The sequence below is a fragment of the Saccharopolyspora hordei genome (assembly GCF_013410345.1).
Classification (GTDB): Bacteria; Actinomycetota; Actinomycetes; order Mycobacteriales; family Pseudonocardiaceae; genus Saccharopolyspora; species Saccharopolyspora hordei.
Map to the genome: position 1 here is coordinate 2,340,095 of NZ_JACCFJ010000001.1, position 14,234 is coordinate 2,354,328.

The following is a 14,234-nucleotide window of genomic DNA, read 5'->3' on the forward strand; positions in this document are numbered from 1 at the left end:
ATGCTTCGTCGTTTTGGCGATGGATCAGTTGCGATGCGGTGGAGCGAGGGAGAGCAGCCCGCAGCCGTAGGATTTCGCGGGGCCGACGCCGTTGGCGACGGCCTCGATGAAGGCATCGCGGTCGGTGATGATGAGGTGCCCGTCGTAGCGAACTGGGGAGACAGTCAGTTTGTTCAGGCGTTGACCGCTTTGGAGTCCGGTGAGTCTAGGAAAGGACGTGACGGCTACGTCGGGACGGTCGCCGGTGTCGGCTGGGATGGCGAAACCGTGCTTGGCACCTTGCTTGATCAGCCAGGTGATCTGAGCTTCCGGTTTGAGGATCGGGTAGCGGTTGTCGCGCCGGCTCACCCGGTCGGGATCGCCTTGGTCTTCGAGGCGCAGGCGCTTGGTCGGATTTCCCATCAGCCGGAAAGCGAATGACTGGCCCGGTTGAAGCGCATCGAGCAGGGGAGAGAGATCGCGGACCTCGGCCGGGCGGGAGAGGTAGCCGTCGAGGTGGTCCCAGCTCGGGCGTGTGCGGCTCTGGACGTACAGGGTGAAGCCGGTGCGCGCGGGATCCAGTCGCCACAGCACGGCGTGGTGTGTTCGTGCGGGTGTACCTGCGGTGGTGTCGGGGAACCCGGACATGATGGTGCGGTGCATCTGGTGCAGGTCGCAGTGGTCGCGGCGGAACGCGTGCGCGGTGGTGTCAGGGGTGAGTCGGCTCAGGTACACGGGTGTGCTCCGGAGTGGATCAAAGCGGTGGTGAGCGGGACGTGTCCGGTGCGGACTGAGCGGCTCGTGAACAGGCGGTTCCGTGGATGGAAGGACTGAGGAACGTCCTGCCGTGGCTCAGCGAGTTCGTCGGTCGGGTCAGTGTCGATGAGGGTGCGCAAGAGGTGCTCCTGCCCTTCGGCTAGAGCCCTTCGCGCGCGCTCTCGAAGATCAGACCGGTTCTCCAGCCAGCAATGTCCTTCTAGCGTGGCCTCCAGCGATCGGTCTGCGATACCCAGGCACTCGTCGTCCGGGTGGGGAGCGACGAGAGGTCGTGCGGGTACGAAAGCTCGGCGGCCGAAGTAGAGCGGCCATCGTGGACGATGGAGTGCGGTGTGCCAGCGGACCAGTTCTTCGCGGTCGGGATGTTCGAGCACGACGAGGAACAACGCGTCGGCGAGGTAGTAGCGCTGGCTGAGGATCGTGCGGTGTTTCTTGCCCTCGGTGTTCGGCACGTTGTTCACGGTGTGGAAGTCGCGCTCGACGATCCCTTCGCGGTCGGCGCGTACCCCCATGCGGACCGTCGCCAGACGTCTGATCGAGTCTGTGTCGTGGCGTGGTATACCAAGGGCAGCTGCCAGCAGTCCGACGATTCCAGACTTGGTGGGTTCTTGAGCGGTGTCGCGGCTCTGGAAGCGGGAGCGCAATCCCCAGGATTGCATCGGAGCGTCCAGGCACAGCGCCAAAGTGTGGGTCATGCGTGATCCAGTGCCGTAGCCAGGAGCCGAGAGGTGAACTCACCGACGCTGGTGACAACGTCCGCGGTGGGCAGCGTGTCGTTACTGCAGCTGAGTGCGGCGCCGACCACCGTGCGCAAGTCCTCGGTGCCGTAGAAGTCGCGAAGTGCCTTGAAGTGTGTGAACAGTCGTTCGGTGGAGGTGCCCAGGAGGTCGGTGCCGGTCACCGGACGGAGGAAGGCGTTGGCCAGGTTCCAGGCACCGCGAGTACGTACTGTGCCGAGGAAGGTCTCGGGCATGGTGCGCGCCGCGGTCGTGCTCTGCTTCCCACCCGGAGTGGCGTGGATGAATGCTCCGAGCCACGCGCGGGCGGCCGCTGCGACGAGTTCGTCGTCGCCGTCCAAGTTCTTGGCCAGCTGGGCGAGATCGAGGTTGGCGTACCGGTAGTAGCAGGCGCTGTTGAAGTCGATCGTGCCGATCATGTCCGCCCCGGGCTCGGCATCGCGCTTGAGGTCGTCGACCGCGGTGTAGTAGTCGAATTCAGTCGTGACGGCATGTGTCGACAGAGCGTGCGCCACCTGTGATGCGGCAGTGACGTTGAAGTCGGTGTTGTCGGCGATCATGCGACCGAACAGGGCGATGTCCGCAGCGCGGGTGGCGTCGAAGATGCGTTTGGCAGCAGCGGCGAACTCCTTGCTTGGTTTGACCTTGGCGCGCTTGGTTGGCTTGTTCGACGACTTCGTTTTCTTCTTCTTCGCCGCTTCCTCCTTCGCCTCGGTGAGCGACTTGTCGATCGCGCTCCAGTTCTGCTCGCAGAAGTTGGCGAGCAGATCGATCGCGTCCTTGCCGACGAAGAGGAGGTACTGCGTCAGCTGCGTCTGCTCTACCCCGAAGCCGAGCAAGTGCAGTGCCTCGGCAGCGATCTCTGCGGCCTTTCCGGCGTCGTGTCCGCGCTCACCGAGGACCTCTGCGGTTTTCGTGACCAGACGCTTCGTCCGGGACCCGAGGTGCGTCGGGTCCAAGCCGTGCTCAGCGAACAAGTCTCGTGCCGCTCGCTTGAGCGACTGGCTGGAGATTCGAGCGCGCGGTACGCCGCCGAACGTCGCGCTCTTGGGTTGGCCGAGGTCGTCTCGGTTGAGGTTGCTGACGGGGAAGGACTGGAGCAGGTGCAGTTCGAGGATCATTGGTCGCTCTCCTGGGGTTCCTTGCCGTTGTCGTCCTTGGGAGTGCTGTTGCGCTCTCGGTGGAAGTCGCGTGCCCATTTCCACCGGACATCACGTGCGCGTTCTTCATCACGGGGGCGGCGCATCAGTGTGACCGCGTCATCGAGCAGGGCGTGGAAGTCCACGGCGATGTCGTGACTGGCCAGCAGCTGCAGTGACTGACGCAGGTGGTGCGGGAGCGCATGGGCGTCGGCGGCCAACAGTTGCCGGAGCCGCTTCTGCGCAGTGGAGCTGACTCGCTGACGGTCGAGCTCTCGCAGTGCGGTCCCAAGAGGAAGACCCGAAGACCCGTTCTGCGGATTGAGTGCGAACAAACCGGCGATGAACAGCCAGATGTGTTCCTCGTCCTGTGGGGGGCCGCACTCGAACACGGTGGCGAGGGCTTCGTTCTCGTACCGGTTCCCGGTGACCGAGCGGCGTAGCTGTGCCAGCTTTCGGCGCGCTGCCTGCGCGTCGCCTTTTTTCCCCGACGTCAAGTCGTTCGCGAGACTGCCGAGATGATCGACGAACGCCTTTCGCCGCCGTTCACGAAACGAGAGCTCATTCTCGCTCGTCATCGTCGACTCCATGCTGTGGGAGGAATGCTGTGACCCGGTCGTCGAAGATCCGGCGTTGCTTGGAGACATTCCGTTCGAACTCCTCATGAGCACCGGCGAACTCGTAGAGGTGCCTGCCCTGTCGTTCCTGCAGTTGCGTCACCAAACGCCCAGCAGCTCTCCTGGCGATGTCGCAGGTGATGTGCTTCCACTCCAGCACAGATGCCTTCGGTGAAGTGCCGACGTTGACAGCGCGGCCCAGATCAAGCAGCAGTTCTGCGAACGGTGCAGGGAGGTGTGGCCAGTAGTCCTGGGTCAAGCCGAAGTTGTGCTTGGCGTTGCGTTTCTCCTTGGCTTCGTGTTCGGCGCGGAACGCGGCTCGGCAGTTCTCAGCCAGCCTGAGCAAAGCGTCACCAAGCTCGTCGGCGAGCGCTACGCAACTCCCCAGCACGCCACCGATCTCGGGGTTGCGAGCGTTGAGCAGTGCGGCGGGTGCCGGAACTTGCTCTTCGAGCCAGGTGTAGACCGAGCCGCCACCACTGTCATCCAGTTGCTGGCCGAACACGCGGATGGTGAACACCGCATCCCGCGGCAGCGTGCCTTCTTCGACCTGCTCGGCGACGTGGTCGAGCACGCGTGGCCGCTGATGCCGCTGCTCGTCGTCGACCAACAGCATCTCGCGCGCGTGGCGCCACACTCCGCGCAGTTCGTGCAGCCGTACGGGATTCCACGAGCCGGCATCGTCCTTCTTCTTCGAGGCGCGGTGCTCGAAGGCGGCCATGAGTTCAGCGCGGTAGAGCTCGTCACCTTTCAACGCTGTTCCTGGGGTGATCGCCACACCATCGACCGCGGTGCCATCACCGGTGGGGCGTAGCAAGACCCGGCGGGTTGGCCAGGTCAGTAGGTCGAGCCAGCCGTAGGGGAGCCGTTCGGACGGTTCCGGACCAGGGGGCGCCGCTTCCCATGCGGGCCGGTCTTCGTGCGCGGAGCTCCACGGCAAGTCATTGGCAGGGTCGTAGAGGCACGTGTTCAGCAGCAGCGTCTCCTTGAGCGTGCTGCCTTCGACGAGGACGACTCCGAACCGATTGCACAAGCCGGCCTGAGAAGTCTTCGTCTTCGTGAAAGCCGTTTTCGTGCCACCAGGGTCGTAGGACTGGACCGTCACCAGCCACCGTGCGGCCTCACCAGGAGAGAGGATCAGAGTGTCCGCAGCCGTGGTTTGGTCGAACAACGTCCCGTTGCTGCCCGCGGACCGGAAGTGCACCAGTTGCGCCGCTGATCGCGCCTCCAGTTTCCCCAACTCTGGGCACTGCAGGAAGGGGCGTTGCGCGTCGAACAGGTCGAACTCGTCTGCGTGCGCGTCGAGATAGTGATGCACCTGATCGGCTGGCAACGCAGGTGCGGTCCACAGCTCTCGCCACCGCTCTGACGTCGTCGGGCCGCCCACGGCGCGGTGCAACACCGCCAGCAAAAGCCTGTGCAACGCTGCGGTCATCGAGGCCGCCTCCGCTGCGAGCCAGCGCAGCTCGTGTGCCTGGAGGAACACGTCGCGCAGGCTCACTGTGTCCGGGCGGCCATCACAGCGGATCACTGGGATCCAGCGTTCTGTGGTGAGGTCGAAGGACGGTGTGGTCATTCTTCGTCCTCCTCGATGCGCAGTCCGGTGACCTCGTCCACTGTGAAGCGCACTGGCCCGCTGCGGGCGGCCCCGTCGAGCACGAGCAGATGGTGGTTGTGCAACCAACCGCTGCGCATGAAGTTGGTCGGGATCGGGAGGCCGCACACGACCTCGTAGGCACGAGGCGTGAGGTCGCTTGCGTAGACCTGCACGCTCGAATTGAGCAGTGCCTGTTGCTCGTGTTCGGTGAGGTCGTGTTCCGGGTCGAGGTCGATGGGGATGCCGTCGAGCGTTGTCGGATGCGGTGCCCCGGGTCGCAGCAGCACGACGTCGAAGGGCTCCAGGTCGAGCGCGTCGATCATGCTCGGTCTTTCCACGCAGTGTCTTTGCGAGTTCGTGCTGCGACAGTGGGTTGATCTGTCAGACGCCGCACCGAGTCGATCGGGCGCAACGGCGGTAGGTAGAAGCGGCGTACTCGTGATTCGTCATCGCTCTCCTGCCGGAACAGGGTTGCTTCAGCTTTCTCGAACCGTGGCCGCAGATTCCCCTGCGGCGGCATGTGATCGGTGTACACGGCGTGGACGAGCTCCGGTGCTTCTTCGGGCAACTTGAGTTCCGTGCGCCCCCACAGCACCGACCACGTGCGCAAGAGCAGCGCGGTCGGATACACGTTGTGCAGGCCCTGTGCGAACTTCGGCCCATCCCTTCCTGTGTGTGGCTGGATCAGACCGAGTTCCGGCATCGGACACGAGCGCTGCAGGGGATCGCGATCATGGCGGTGCACTCGCCCGAGGCGTTGGATCAGTTCGTTGACCGGCGCGAGATCGCTGACCAACAGGTCGAAGTCCACGTCCAAGCTGTGCTGGAGCACTTGCGTCCCGATCACGATGGCATGAGGTCGGCTCGTCGCGTCTGGGCCGAACTCACGGCGCAGCTTCTGCTCGATCGCCGTCCGTTTTCCTGCGAGAACTTGGCTTGTGAGGAAGACCAGCTCGGGTTGCTCCTCCCACGCTCGCACCTCTTCGGTCAACCGAGCCATGGTTTGCTCGGCATCGCGGACGAGGTTGCGCACGACCAGCGCACAGCCTCGTGTGCTGACACGGGCGCGAAGCCAGTCCACGAGATCCTCGTCGGCGAGGTGGTGCACGGCCACGGCAGGCCGTCTGGCGTTGGTGGCGGACAAGCCGATCGACTTGCTCCGTGCTTCTCCGGTAGCACCGACCCAGGTGACCACTTGCCCGCCTCGGACTGCCTGCAACGGTTCGACAGCTCCGGGCGCGAGTCGGTTCCGCCCAGCACGCCAGTGCGCGATGAGTTGCTCGCGATCGCCCGCGGGCAACGTGGCCGACATCAATACGCAGGGCATGCCGAACCGGCCGCACCACCACATCAGGCGGCGGAGCAACGTGGTCATGTGCGCGTCGACGTCGTGCACCTCATCGAGGACGAGGACTTTGCCCGACAGTCCAGTCAACCGAACGAAGACATGCCGAGAGCGGATCACCGCTTGCAGCGCTTGGTCGATCGTGCCCACGCCGACGGGGAACAGCAGTCCGCGTTTGCGAGTGAACCACTCGTGTCCGTCGTGAGCGCCATCGCCGTCCTCGTCGATGCAGGAAGGGGCGACAGTAGGACCGGCCTTGACCAAGTTCGGTGGTTGCTCGAGCCCGAGACCGGAAGCCACCTCGCTGAGCTCGTGATGGACTTGGGCAGCGGTCGCTCGCGTCGGCAGAGCGAAGTACATCCCTGTCAAGCCGAGCCGGCCGACGAGGGTTGCCGCCGCCTGGAAACCTGCGCGAGTCTTGCCCTCGCCGGTAGGCGCCTCGATGACCAGCACACCAGGCTCGACCACGTCGGCGAGGACCTCCTCGACGGCTTGCTGCAGTGGCCGTTGAGGGCCGCCGAACAACGCCGAGTAGGACGTGTCGTGCGGCGGTATCCACCGCTTCCACTTGAGCTTCTCGACCACCGCCTCGGCCGCCCGCTTCCGAGCTGTGGCGAGGTAGGCGTCGAGACTGGCCAGCTCCGCACCAGCAAAGGGGAAGTTGTCGGTGTCGGAGGCGACCCAATCCGCAACCGAAGCAAGACCAGCGAGACCGACCATGCCCGGTACATCCAGAGAAGCCGCACTCCACCTGGCATCTGCTGGATCTCCGAGGCCCCACAGTCGTGAGACCTCTCGCACCAGTGAGCGGCGCAGCTCATACCACGGTTCGCTCCCGTGGTGCTTCACCTTCGTGCTCGCTTCCTGCACAGCTCGGGCCGACAACAGGGAACCGTGGTGGCCACCGAGGCCGTAGGCGAGCGTGTCGCGCAGGCGGGTTCCAGCTCCCCACTCGTCCAGACACCTGCGCAGGTGCACGGCCGTCAGCGTGCCGTGTGGTGTCCGCACAGAGTGGTCGCGGGAGCCGCGATGGAGTGCGTTCACCAGCTCCTTGACTTCATCACCGAGGTACTCGACCGCCAAGTCATGACGCATCGCCTGGAAGATCGGGCTGCACTTGCCGATGTCGTGCAGCCCGCACAACACCGCCACCCACGACCGCACGTCCCCGAGCGGGGCCAGGCCAGATTCCAGATCGCGTCGAACTCCAGGACCCAGCAGCACGTCGTAGAGCAGCTCGGCGACAGCCGCGGTATCGATCGCATGGCACACCAGGGGGTGTGGCACTTCCTCCTTGCCGGCTTTCCCCCACGCTCCCCACACCGGAGCGTTGACACCGACCCCGAACACCCGCTCACCCCAGATTTCACGCCACGGGGACTTGAAGATCATCTGCGGCGGACATCATGCAGGCTGCGTCTGACAGTTCGAGCGGGAATCTTGTGAATCTCGCAGAAACTCCCCCATATGGAGCAACTTCCGTGTCCGCTCTGGCGCGCGGTACCGTTCCGTTGTTCTTTGACAACTCCACAACGACCTGACCAGCGAAGGCGCCGCCATCGTCACAGACCCCGATCGGTTGCGGGCCGCGATCATCGACGGGATCGGGAGGGCCCGCGCCTACGGGTGCGGGCTGCTCAGCATCGGCCCCGTGCCATCCGTGTCATGAGCGTTCCGGATCCGCGGCGGCTGCTCACAGCGCCCACGGTGGCGATGTTGCCACGCGCCGGCGATTCCTTGTCGTTCCTCTATCTCGAAGCGGTGCGCGTGGTCCAGGACGACACCGGCGTCTGCGCTCAAGTCGAGCAGGCAGACGGCACCACCAGCCGCACCTACCTCCCGGTTGCAGCCATCTCCTGCCTGCTGCTCGGCCCAGGTACCTCGGCGACCCAGCCGGCGATGGCGACCTGTGCCCGTCACGGCACCACCGTGCTGTGGACCGGGGCTGGCGGAGTGCGCTTGTACTCCGGTAGTCACCCACCGAACCTGACCACCGCCTGGCTCGAACGCCAAGCCCGGGCGTGGTGCGACGAGAACGTCCGCCTGCAGGTCGCCACCCGGATGTACGCAAAGCGCTTCGGCACCGACCTGCCCGAGGGGACGAGTCTGCAGCAGATGCGCGGACTGGAAGGTCAGCGGATGAAGACCCTCTACCGCTCGTTGGCGGACAAGCACAAGCTGCGCGGGTTCCGGCGGAACTACGATCCCCACAACTGGGACGAGGGCAATCCGGTGAACCAAGCGCTGTCGGCAGCCAACACCGCACTGTACGGGGCGGTCCACAGCGCGATCCTCGCGCTGGGCTGCTCACCGGCACTGGGGTTCATCCACAGCGGCAAACAGCACTCCTTCGTCTACGACGTCGCCGACCTCTACAAGGCCACGCACACCGTCCCGCTCGCGTTCGCCCTCCACAAGCACCCGAACCCCGATCGCGAAGCTCGTCGACGTCTACGACGTGACTTCTACCTCTACAAGTTGATGCCCACCATCGTCCGGGACATCCAAGAACTCCTCGACCCCGAGAGCAGCACCAGCACAGACGAGCTCGATGACCCCGAGGAGATCGAACTCGTCCACCTCTGGGACCCCGAGCTCGGTCCTGTCGACGCAGGTGTCAACTACGCCCAACAGGGAGACGGCTAGCCACCATGCCCAACCTCGTCGTCATCTCCACGACCGCTGTGCCCGACTACGTCCGCGGGTCGCTGAGCCGGTGGCTCACCGAACCTGCGCCCGGCCTCTACGTCGGCTCGATGTCCGCCCGAGTCCGCGACCAGCTCTGGCCAGCACGTACCCGAGGAACCGCCGGCGGCTCGTCCTGCTCGGCACGGTGGTCACTCCGGACGGTTGTGGGTCGGGATCTCGATCTTCGTCTCCTCACCCTTGGTGAGGTAGAAGAGGATGTACTGGCGCAGCGCCTCGTCGATCGTCCAGGCCACCTCGGGCACCATCGGCAACGGGACGAGGCCTTCGCGGAACTTCACCAGCAGCGGCCACGCCTCGCGGACCACCGGGTCCCACACCGGTTCGTGCTGGATGCCGTCCCAGTCGGCGGCCTGGTCGCCGACCAGGTAGCGCGCGAGCGCGTTGCACAGCGGCCGGCTGATGCTCGCGGGGCTGGTCTGTTCGGCGAGCTGGCCGAGCAGGATGTCGGTGAGCTTGACGCCTTCCCAGGTCGGACCCATGTTGCGGGCCAGGATGAGGTCCGACTGCGCGTAGGCCGCGTCCCAGGTGGCCGGGATGTACTCGTCGGCGATGCCGAGCATGTGCCCGGTGACCTGCCACAGGTGCAGGTAGGCCTCGGCGTCGTCGTCGCTGATCGGGACCTCCCACTCGCGCATCTTGCGCATCGCGAAGGTCGGCAGGGTGTGCCAGGTGACCAGCATGTCCTCCTGGCTGATCGGGATCTCCTCGTCGGTTCCCGCTTTCCAGTGCGGGGACTGCGGCAGCAGGTGGCGGACCGCCGCGTGCACCAGCCTGGTCTTGACGCACTCGACGATGCACTTGCCGTCGGGCCGGTAGGCGTTGAGCGAGCCGACGGCGAACCCGAAGAGGCTGGTCTTGGCGACCCGGTCCTCCATGTCCGCGCCGCCCGCCGAGTGGTACACCGCCCGTGCTTCCTTGGGGATGGCGGTGGCGAGGATGCCGCCGCCCGGGCCGTTGCACAGGTTGAGGTAGAGCCCGCGGCTCTTGTTGAACTCGGCCGCCCGCTCGAGCTTCTCGTGGTCGGCCCACGGCGGCAGCTGCCGGGCGTGCTCCATGAAGTCCCGCAGGTCGGCGGGGAGTCCGTCCGGCAGCGGCTGGTCGTTGCGCTCCCAGTTCCACAGCAGTTCGTTGACCTTCGGGATCACGCCCCGGTCGAACAGCGAGGACAGCAACGGGTCGCCCTCGGGGTCCCAGACGTAGGCCGGGTCGGTACCGGCTCCCCGGCCCGCGACCGAGTTCCGGGGCGACCAGTCCCAGCCGACCAGTGCCCGCGCCTGCGCCGGCGCGGTCGCGACCAAGGCGCCCAGCGCCGCGAGGCCGCCTGCTGAGATCAGCGCCTTGCGTCTGCTGAACTCCACCATGTTCGTGCTCCTCCTCCGGGTAGTCGACGTCGTCGGTGTGCGGCCTCGCGGATCGCTGGGCCTCGGTGTGTCGCGTTAGGACGGACGGTTGTGGGTGGGGATCTCGATGCTGATCGGGAAGTTGGCCTCGGACAGGTAGACCAGGACCACCTGGCGGATGAACTCCTCGAAGAGGAAGTACGTCTCCTTCGAGCCGGGGAAGTTGAGGCCGAACTCGCGGGCGGCGATGAACGGCCGCCAGAACGTGTTGATCAGCGGGTCGAAGACAGGTTCCTTCGGGATCTCCAGCCAGTCGGCGATCTGGTCGCCGAGCGTGTACCGCGTGAAGGAGCCGAGCAGCGGCCGGGTGAGCACGGTGCCGTCGAGGTCCTTGCCCATGTCGAGCAGGATGTTGGCCAGGTCCTTGCCCTCCGGAGTCGGTTCCAGGATGGGCGTCAACACCTGGTCGGCCTGGGAGTTGGCCTCGTCCCAGGACTTCGGGATGTACTCGTCGCGCACGCCGAGCATGTGCGCGGTCACCTGCCACACGTGCAGGTAGGCCTCGGCGTCGTCGTCGCTGATCGGGATCTCCCACTCGCGCATCTTGCGCATCACGGTGGTGGCGAGGCTGTGCCAGGTCACCATGGTGTCGGCCTGGCTGATCGGGATCTCCTCGGGCGCGGCGTCGTTCCAGTGCGGCGACTGGGGCAGCAGGTGGCGCACCGCCGCGTGCACGATGCGGGTCTTGACGCTGGTGATGATCATCGACCCGTCGGGGACGTAGGCGTTCTGCGTGCCGATGTCGTAGCCCAGCTTGGCCGTCTTGGAGATGCGGTCCTTCATGTTGGCGCCGCCGTAGGAGTAGTAGACGGCCCGCGCCTCCTTGGGGATGACCGTGCTCACCATCCCGCTCGCCATGGCGTACAGCACGCCCAGGTAGAGGCCGCGCCGCTTGTAGAAGTCGAAGGCCTGCGCCAGCTTGTCGTGGTCGACCCACGAGGGCAGCTGGCGGAGTTCTTCGAGCAGGTCCCGCACGTCCGTCGGCAACCCGTCCGGCAGCGGCTGGTCGTTGCGGATCCAGGTCCGCAGCAGTTCGTTGACCTTGGGGACGTCACCGCGTTCCAGCAGTGAGGCGATCACCGGGTCCGCCACGGTGTCCCAGATCTCCGCGGGGGTGGGGCCGCCGGCGGCCGGGACCGCCCCTCGCTGCGACCAAGTCCACAGTGCACGCGCGTTGGCCGGGACTGCCGCTCCCAGCACGCCCAGCGCTCCCAGAGCGCCGCCCGCCATCAGTGCCTTGCGTCTGCTGAGCTCTTCCATCGGCGGAACTCCTCCTCGAGTCGCGCCCCCCGGGCTGAAACCTTGATACGCGAAGTGCTTCGCCGTATCATGAGAGCACGATGTGAGGTGGAACACCAGACCCTCTCGAACGAAAGGCGGCTCAGTTGGAGCCCGTACTCTCCGGCCTGATCGCCCCGCGCTCGGACCAGTCGGCCTCGCTGTTGGAGCGCGCTTTCGCCGAGGCCGTGGAACGAGCCGAAGACACCGACGAAACGACCACGCGCGTGCTCGACGCGGCGTACGAGCAGTTCTGCCGCACGGGGATCCGCCGGTCGACGATGGAGGACGTCGCCCGTCGCGCCGGCGTCTCGCGCATCACCGTGTACCGCCGGTTCGCCACCAAGGACGCGTTGGTCGAGCAGGTGATCCGGCGCGAGTTCCGCCGCTACTTCGACCAGTTCCTGCTCGACATCAAGGACGCCGGGACCGTCGCCGACCGCGTGGAGCTGGGTTTCGTCAGCTCCCTGCGCGCGTTCCGGCGCAACCCGCTCATCGGTGGCCTGATGGCCGTGGAACCCGAGACCGTCGTGCCGTCCCTGGTCGGCGACGGCGGCGGCACCATGGCCACCGTCAGCCGGTTCGTCGCCGGACGGCTGCGCAGCGAGCAGCGCGCCGGCAACATCTCCGACGACCTCGACGTGGACGTGATCGCCGAGATGATGGTCCGCGTCTCGACCTCGTTCCTCGTCACACCCAGCCAGCTCATCGATCTCGACGACGACGAGCAGGTGCGCGCCATCGCCCACCGCTTCCTCGTCCCCATGCTCGACCCTCCCACCACGAAGGAATAGACAGCGCCGCTGTTCGCGACGAAGGGAACCGGCCATGTCCACGACGAGCCAGGTCGACCACGCCGCCAGAGGACAGACGATCCCCGGACTGCTGCGCCGCAACGCGCGGTCCTACCCCGACCACCCCGCGCTGACCGACGGCATCGGTGACGACGCGACGACGTGGACGTGGTCGCAGTTGCGCTCCGAGGTCGCCGCGCTCACCCGGAGCCTGTCCGCGCTCGGGCTGCGCAAGGGCGATCGGATGCTCATCGCCATGTCGAGGCGGCCCGAGCACTGGGTCGTCGACCTGGCCGCCATCCACCTGGGCGCGTTGCCCTGCACCACCTACGACACGCTGAGCACCGAGCAGATCCGCTACGTCGCCCAGCACAGCGCGGCCACCGTGGTGGTGCTGGAGGGCGCCGAGCAGTGGCAGCGCTGGCAACCCGTGCTGGAGGAGCTGCCGCACCTGCGCGCCGTCGTCGCCCTCGACCCCGCGATCACCCCCGCCGCGGCGCACCGATTCGTCAGCTACGACGAACTGCGCGGCGTCCCGTCACCGGAGTACCTCAGCACGACCTTCGAAGAGCTCACCGACGCGGCGACCCCCGACGCGCCGCTGACCGTCGTCTACACCTCGGGCACCACCGGCGAGCCCAAGGGCGTGGTCCTCTCGCACCGCAACGTCATCCACGAATCGCTGATGCAGGAGCACCTGATCCCCGTTCCGGAGCACCCGCGGACGGTGGCCTACCTGCCCCTGGCGCACATCGCCGAACGGGTGCTCGGCATCTACATGCCCATCTGCAACGCCGGGCACGTGACGATCTGTCCCGACCAAGCGCAGCTGCTGCCGACCTTGGTCGCCGTGCGCCCGCACGGCTTCTTCGGCGTGCCGCGGGTGTGGGAGAAGCTCGCCGCCGGTCTCGAGGCGCAGCTCGGCCGGCTCGGCGGCGAGCAGGCGGCCGCCGTGGCCGAGGCCCGCGACGTCGCGCTGGAGGTCTTCCGCCTGCGCTCCGCCGGCAAGGAGGTCCCGGCCGAGCTGCAGGAGCAGCACGACCGGCTGGACGGCGCCGTGCTGCGCCCGATCCGAGCCGCGGTCGGCCTCGACGACTGCCGCCGCGCGGCCAGCGGGGCCGCGCCGATCCCCACGGCGGTGCTGGAGTTCCTGGCCAGTCTCGGGCTGACGGTCTACGAGGTGTGGGGCCTGAGCGAGACCACCGGCGCGGCCACCGTCAGCAGTCCCGACGCGTTCGCGCTCGGCACCGTAGGCCGGCCGGGGCCGGGCATCGAGGTGCGAACGGCCGAGGACGGCGAGCTCTTCGTCCGCGGACCCGTGGTGTTCTCCGGCTACCTCAACGCCAGCGGGGAGGTCGAGGACGCCACCGACGCCGAGGGGTGGCTGGCCACCGGTGACGTCGGGACCATCGACGAGCGCGGCATGGTCACCATCACCGACCGCAAGAAGGACATCATCATCACCAGCGGCGGCAAGAACATCGCCCCGACCAAGATCGAGTCTCTGCTGCGGTCACACCCGCTCGTCGCCCAGGCGGTCGCGATCGGGGACCGGCGCCACTACGTCACCGCCCTGCTCGTCCTCGACGAGGAAGGCGCGCCGGCCTGGGCCAGCGCCCGCGGGATCACCACGAGCGACCTGGTGGAACTGGCCGCCCACCCCGAGGTCCACGCCGCGCTCGACGAGGTCGTCGCGCAGGCCAACACCCACCTCGCCCGCGTGGAGCAGGTCAAGAAGTACCGGATCGTCCCCGGCCCGTGGACCGCGGACTCCGGCGAGCTGACGCCCAAGCTCAGCCTCCGGCGCAAGGTGATCCACGAACGCTACGCCGCCACCATCGATTCCCTGTACCAGTGAGGGG

The 14,234-nt window shown here is 66.7% G+C and carries 13 protein-coding genes and 1 pseudogene; 5 read left to right on the forward strand and 9 right to left on the reverse strand.

The genetic code is table 11. From position 1 onward, the window contains the following. Window positions 1-24 precede the first annotated feature (24 nt). From cas6e to cas3, 7 genes are read right to left on the reverse strand one after another with little or no spacing between them, the layout of a single operon-like run. Window positions 25-714, reverse strand: a complete 690-nt coding sequence (gene cas6e / locus HNR68_RS10970) for a type I-E CRISPR-associated protein Cas6/Cse3/CasE (RefSeq protein WP_179720124.1) — start codon at window positions 712-714, stop codon at window positions 25-27. Further along, a complete protein-coding gene (gene cas5e, locus HNR68_RS10975; protein ID WP_179720126.1) occupies window positions 705-1,451 on the reverse strand; it encodes a type I-E CRISPR-associated protein Cas5/CasD in 747 nt (248 codons plus the stop codon). The genes cas6e and cas5e overlap by 10 nt, the downstream gene beginning before the upstream one ends. Then, window positions 1,448-2,614 carry a type I-E CRISPR-associated protein Cas7/Cse4/CasC gene (gene cas7e / locus HNR68_RS10980; protein ID WP_179720128.1) on the reverse strand — a complete coding sequence of 389 codons (1,167 nt, stop codon included), beginning with the start codon at window positions 2,612-2,614 and terminating at the stop codon, window positions 1,448-1,450. The genes cas5e and cas7e overlap by 4 nt, the downstream gene beginning before the upstream one ends. Then, window positions 2,611-3,210, reverse strand: coding sequence for a type I-E CRISPR-associated protein Cse2/CasB (casB, locus tag HNR68_RS10985; protein WP_179720130.1), 600 nt, complete (start codon window positions 3,208-3,210; stop codon window positions 2,611-2,613). Before casB ends, cas7e begins: the two co-directional genes overlap by 4 nt. Beyond that, entirely contained in the window at window positions 3,194-4,825 is a 1,632-nt protein-coding gene (casA, locus tag HNR68_RS10990; protein WP_179720132.1) for a type I-E CRISPR-associated protein Cse1/CasA, read from the reverse strand. The genes casB and casA overlap by 17 nt, the downstream gene beginning before the upstream one ends. Beyond that, entirely contained in the window at window positions 4,822-5,169 is a 348-nt protein-coding gene (locus tag HNR68_RS10995) for a hypothetical protein (protein WP_179720134.1), read from the reverse strand. The genes casA and HNR68_RS10995 overlap by 4 nt, the downstream gene beginning before the upstream one ends. Beyond that, the gene (gene cas3 / locus HNR68_RS11000; protein WP_179720136.1) at window positions 5,166-7,583 is read right to left on the reverse strand and encodes a CRISPR-associated helicase Cas3'; all 2,418 of its coding nucleotides are present in this window, start codon (window positions 7,581-7,583) and stop codon (window positions 5,166-5,168) included. The genes HNR68_RS10995 and cas3 overlap by 4 nt, the downstream gene beginning before the upstream one ends. Window positions 7,584-7,728: 145 nt before the next feature. Here cas3 and HNR68_RS11005 point away from each other — a divergent pair, with 145 nt between their 5' ends. The 3 genes and pseudogenes from HNR68_RS11005 to cas2e form a co-directional block, all read left to right on the forward strand. Beyond that, window positions 7,729-7,860, forward strand: a complete 132-nt coding sequence (locus HNR68_RS11005) for a type I-E CRISPR-associated protein Cas6/Cse3/CasE (protein ID WP_179724897.1) — start codon at window positions 7,729-7,731, stop codon at window positions 7,858-7,860. Next, window positions 7,857-8,837: a type I-E CRISPR-associated endonuclease Cas1e gene (gene cas1e / locus HNR68_RS11010; RefSeq protein WP_179720138.1), complete on the forward strand. Its 981-nt coding sequence runs from the start codon at window positions 7,857-7,859 to the stop codon at window positions 8,835-8,837. The genes HNR68_RS11005 and cas1e overlap by 4 nt, the downstream gene beginning before the upstream one ends. A 5-nt stretch (window positions 8,838-8,842) precedes the next feature. Next, a pseudogene (gene cas2e / locus HNR68_RS11015) lies at window positions 8,843-9,040 on the forward strand (type I-E CRISPR-associated endoribonuclease Cas2e); the annotation flags it as partial. Here the strand turns inward: cas2e and HNR68_RS11020 are convergent. Together HNR68_RS11020 and HNR68_RS11025 are read right to left on the reverse strand one after the other, a co-directional pair. Continuing rightward, the gene (locus tag HNR68_RS11020; RefSeq protein ID WP_179720140.1) at window positions 9,029-10,261 is read right to left on the reverse strand and encodes an oxygenase MpaB family protein; all 1,233 of its coding nucleotides are present in this window, start codon (window positions 10,259-10,261) and stop codon (window positions 9,029-9,031) included. The pseudogene cas2e and the gene HNR68_RS11020 overlap by 12 nt on opposite strands. 75 nt (window positions 10,262-10,336) lie before the next feature. After that, complete coding sequence (locus tag HNR68_RS11025) at window positions 10,337-11,560, reverse strand: oxygenase MpaB family protein (RefSeq protein WP_179720143.1); 1,224 nt, start codon at window positions 11,558-11,560, stop codon at window positions 10,337-10,339. Window positions 11,561-11,685: 125 nt separating this feature from the next. On the opposite strand from HNR68_RS11025, the gene HNR68_RS11030 reads away from it, so the two are divergent. After that, the gene (locus tag HNR68_RS11030; protein ID WP_218888258.1) at window positions 11,686-12,372 is read left to right on the forward strand and encodes a TetR/AcrR family transcriptional regulator; all 687 of its coding nucleotides are present in this window, start codon (window positions 11,686-11,688) and stop codon (window positions 12,370-12,372) included. A gap of 34 nt (window positions 12,373-12,406) precedes the next feature. Next, window positions 12,407-14,230 carry an AMP-dependent synthetase/ligase gene (locus tag HNR68_RS11035; RefSeq protein WP_179720145.1) on the forward strand — a complete coding sequence of 608 codons (1,824 nt, stop codon included), beginning with the start codon at window positions 12,407-12,409 and terminating at the stop codon, window positions 14,228-14,230. The last annotated feature ends 4 nt before the right edge of the window (window positions 14,231-14,234 follow it).

Excerpts from the sequence above, each read along its gene's own strand:
- cas5e (WP_179720126.1), bottom strand. The coding sequence starts at position 1,451 with ATGACCCACACTTTGGCGCTGTGCCTGGACGCTCCGATGCAATCCTGG.
- cas7e (WP_179720128.1), bottom strand. The coding sequence starts at position 2,614 with ATGATCCTCGAACTGCACCTGCTCCAGTCCTTCCCCGTCAGCAACCTC.
- casB (WP_179720130.1), bottom strand. The coding sequence starts at position 3,210 with ATGACGAGCGAGAATGAGCTCTCGTTTCGTGAACGGCGGCGAAAGGCG.
- casA (WP_179720132.1), bottom strand. The coding sequence starts at position 4,825 with ATGACCACACCGTCCTTCGACCTCACCACAGAACGCTGGATCCCAGTG.
- HNR68_RS10995 (WP_179720134.1), bottom strand. The coding sequence starts at position 5,169 with ATGATCGACGCGCTCGACCTGGAGCCCTTCGACGTCGTGCTGCTGCGA.
- cas3 (WP_179720136.1), bottom strand. The coding sequence starts at position 7,583 with ATGATCTTCAAGTCCCCGTGGCGTGAAATCTGGGGTGAGCGGGTGTTC.
- cas1e (WP_179720138.1), top strand. The coding sequence starts at position 7,857 with ATGAGCGTTCCGGATCCGCGGCGGCTGCTCACAGCGCCCACGGTGGCG.
- HNR68_RS11020 (WP_179720140.1), bottom strand. The coding sequence starts at position 10,261 with ATGGTGGAGTTCAGCAGACGCAAGGCGCTGATCTCAGCAGGCGGCCTC.
- HNR68_RS11025 (WP_179720143.1), bottom strand. The coding sequence starts at position 11,560 with ATGGAAGAGCTCAGCAGACGCAAGGCACTGATGGCGGGCGGCGCTCTG.
- HNR68_RS11035 (WP_179720145.1), top strand. The coding sequence starts at position 12,407 with ATGTCCACGACGAGCCAGGTCGACCACGCCGCCAGAGGACAGACGATC.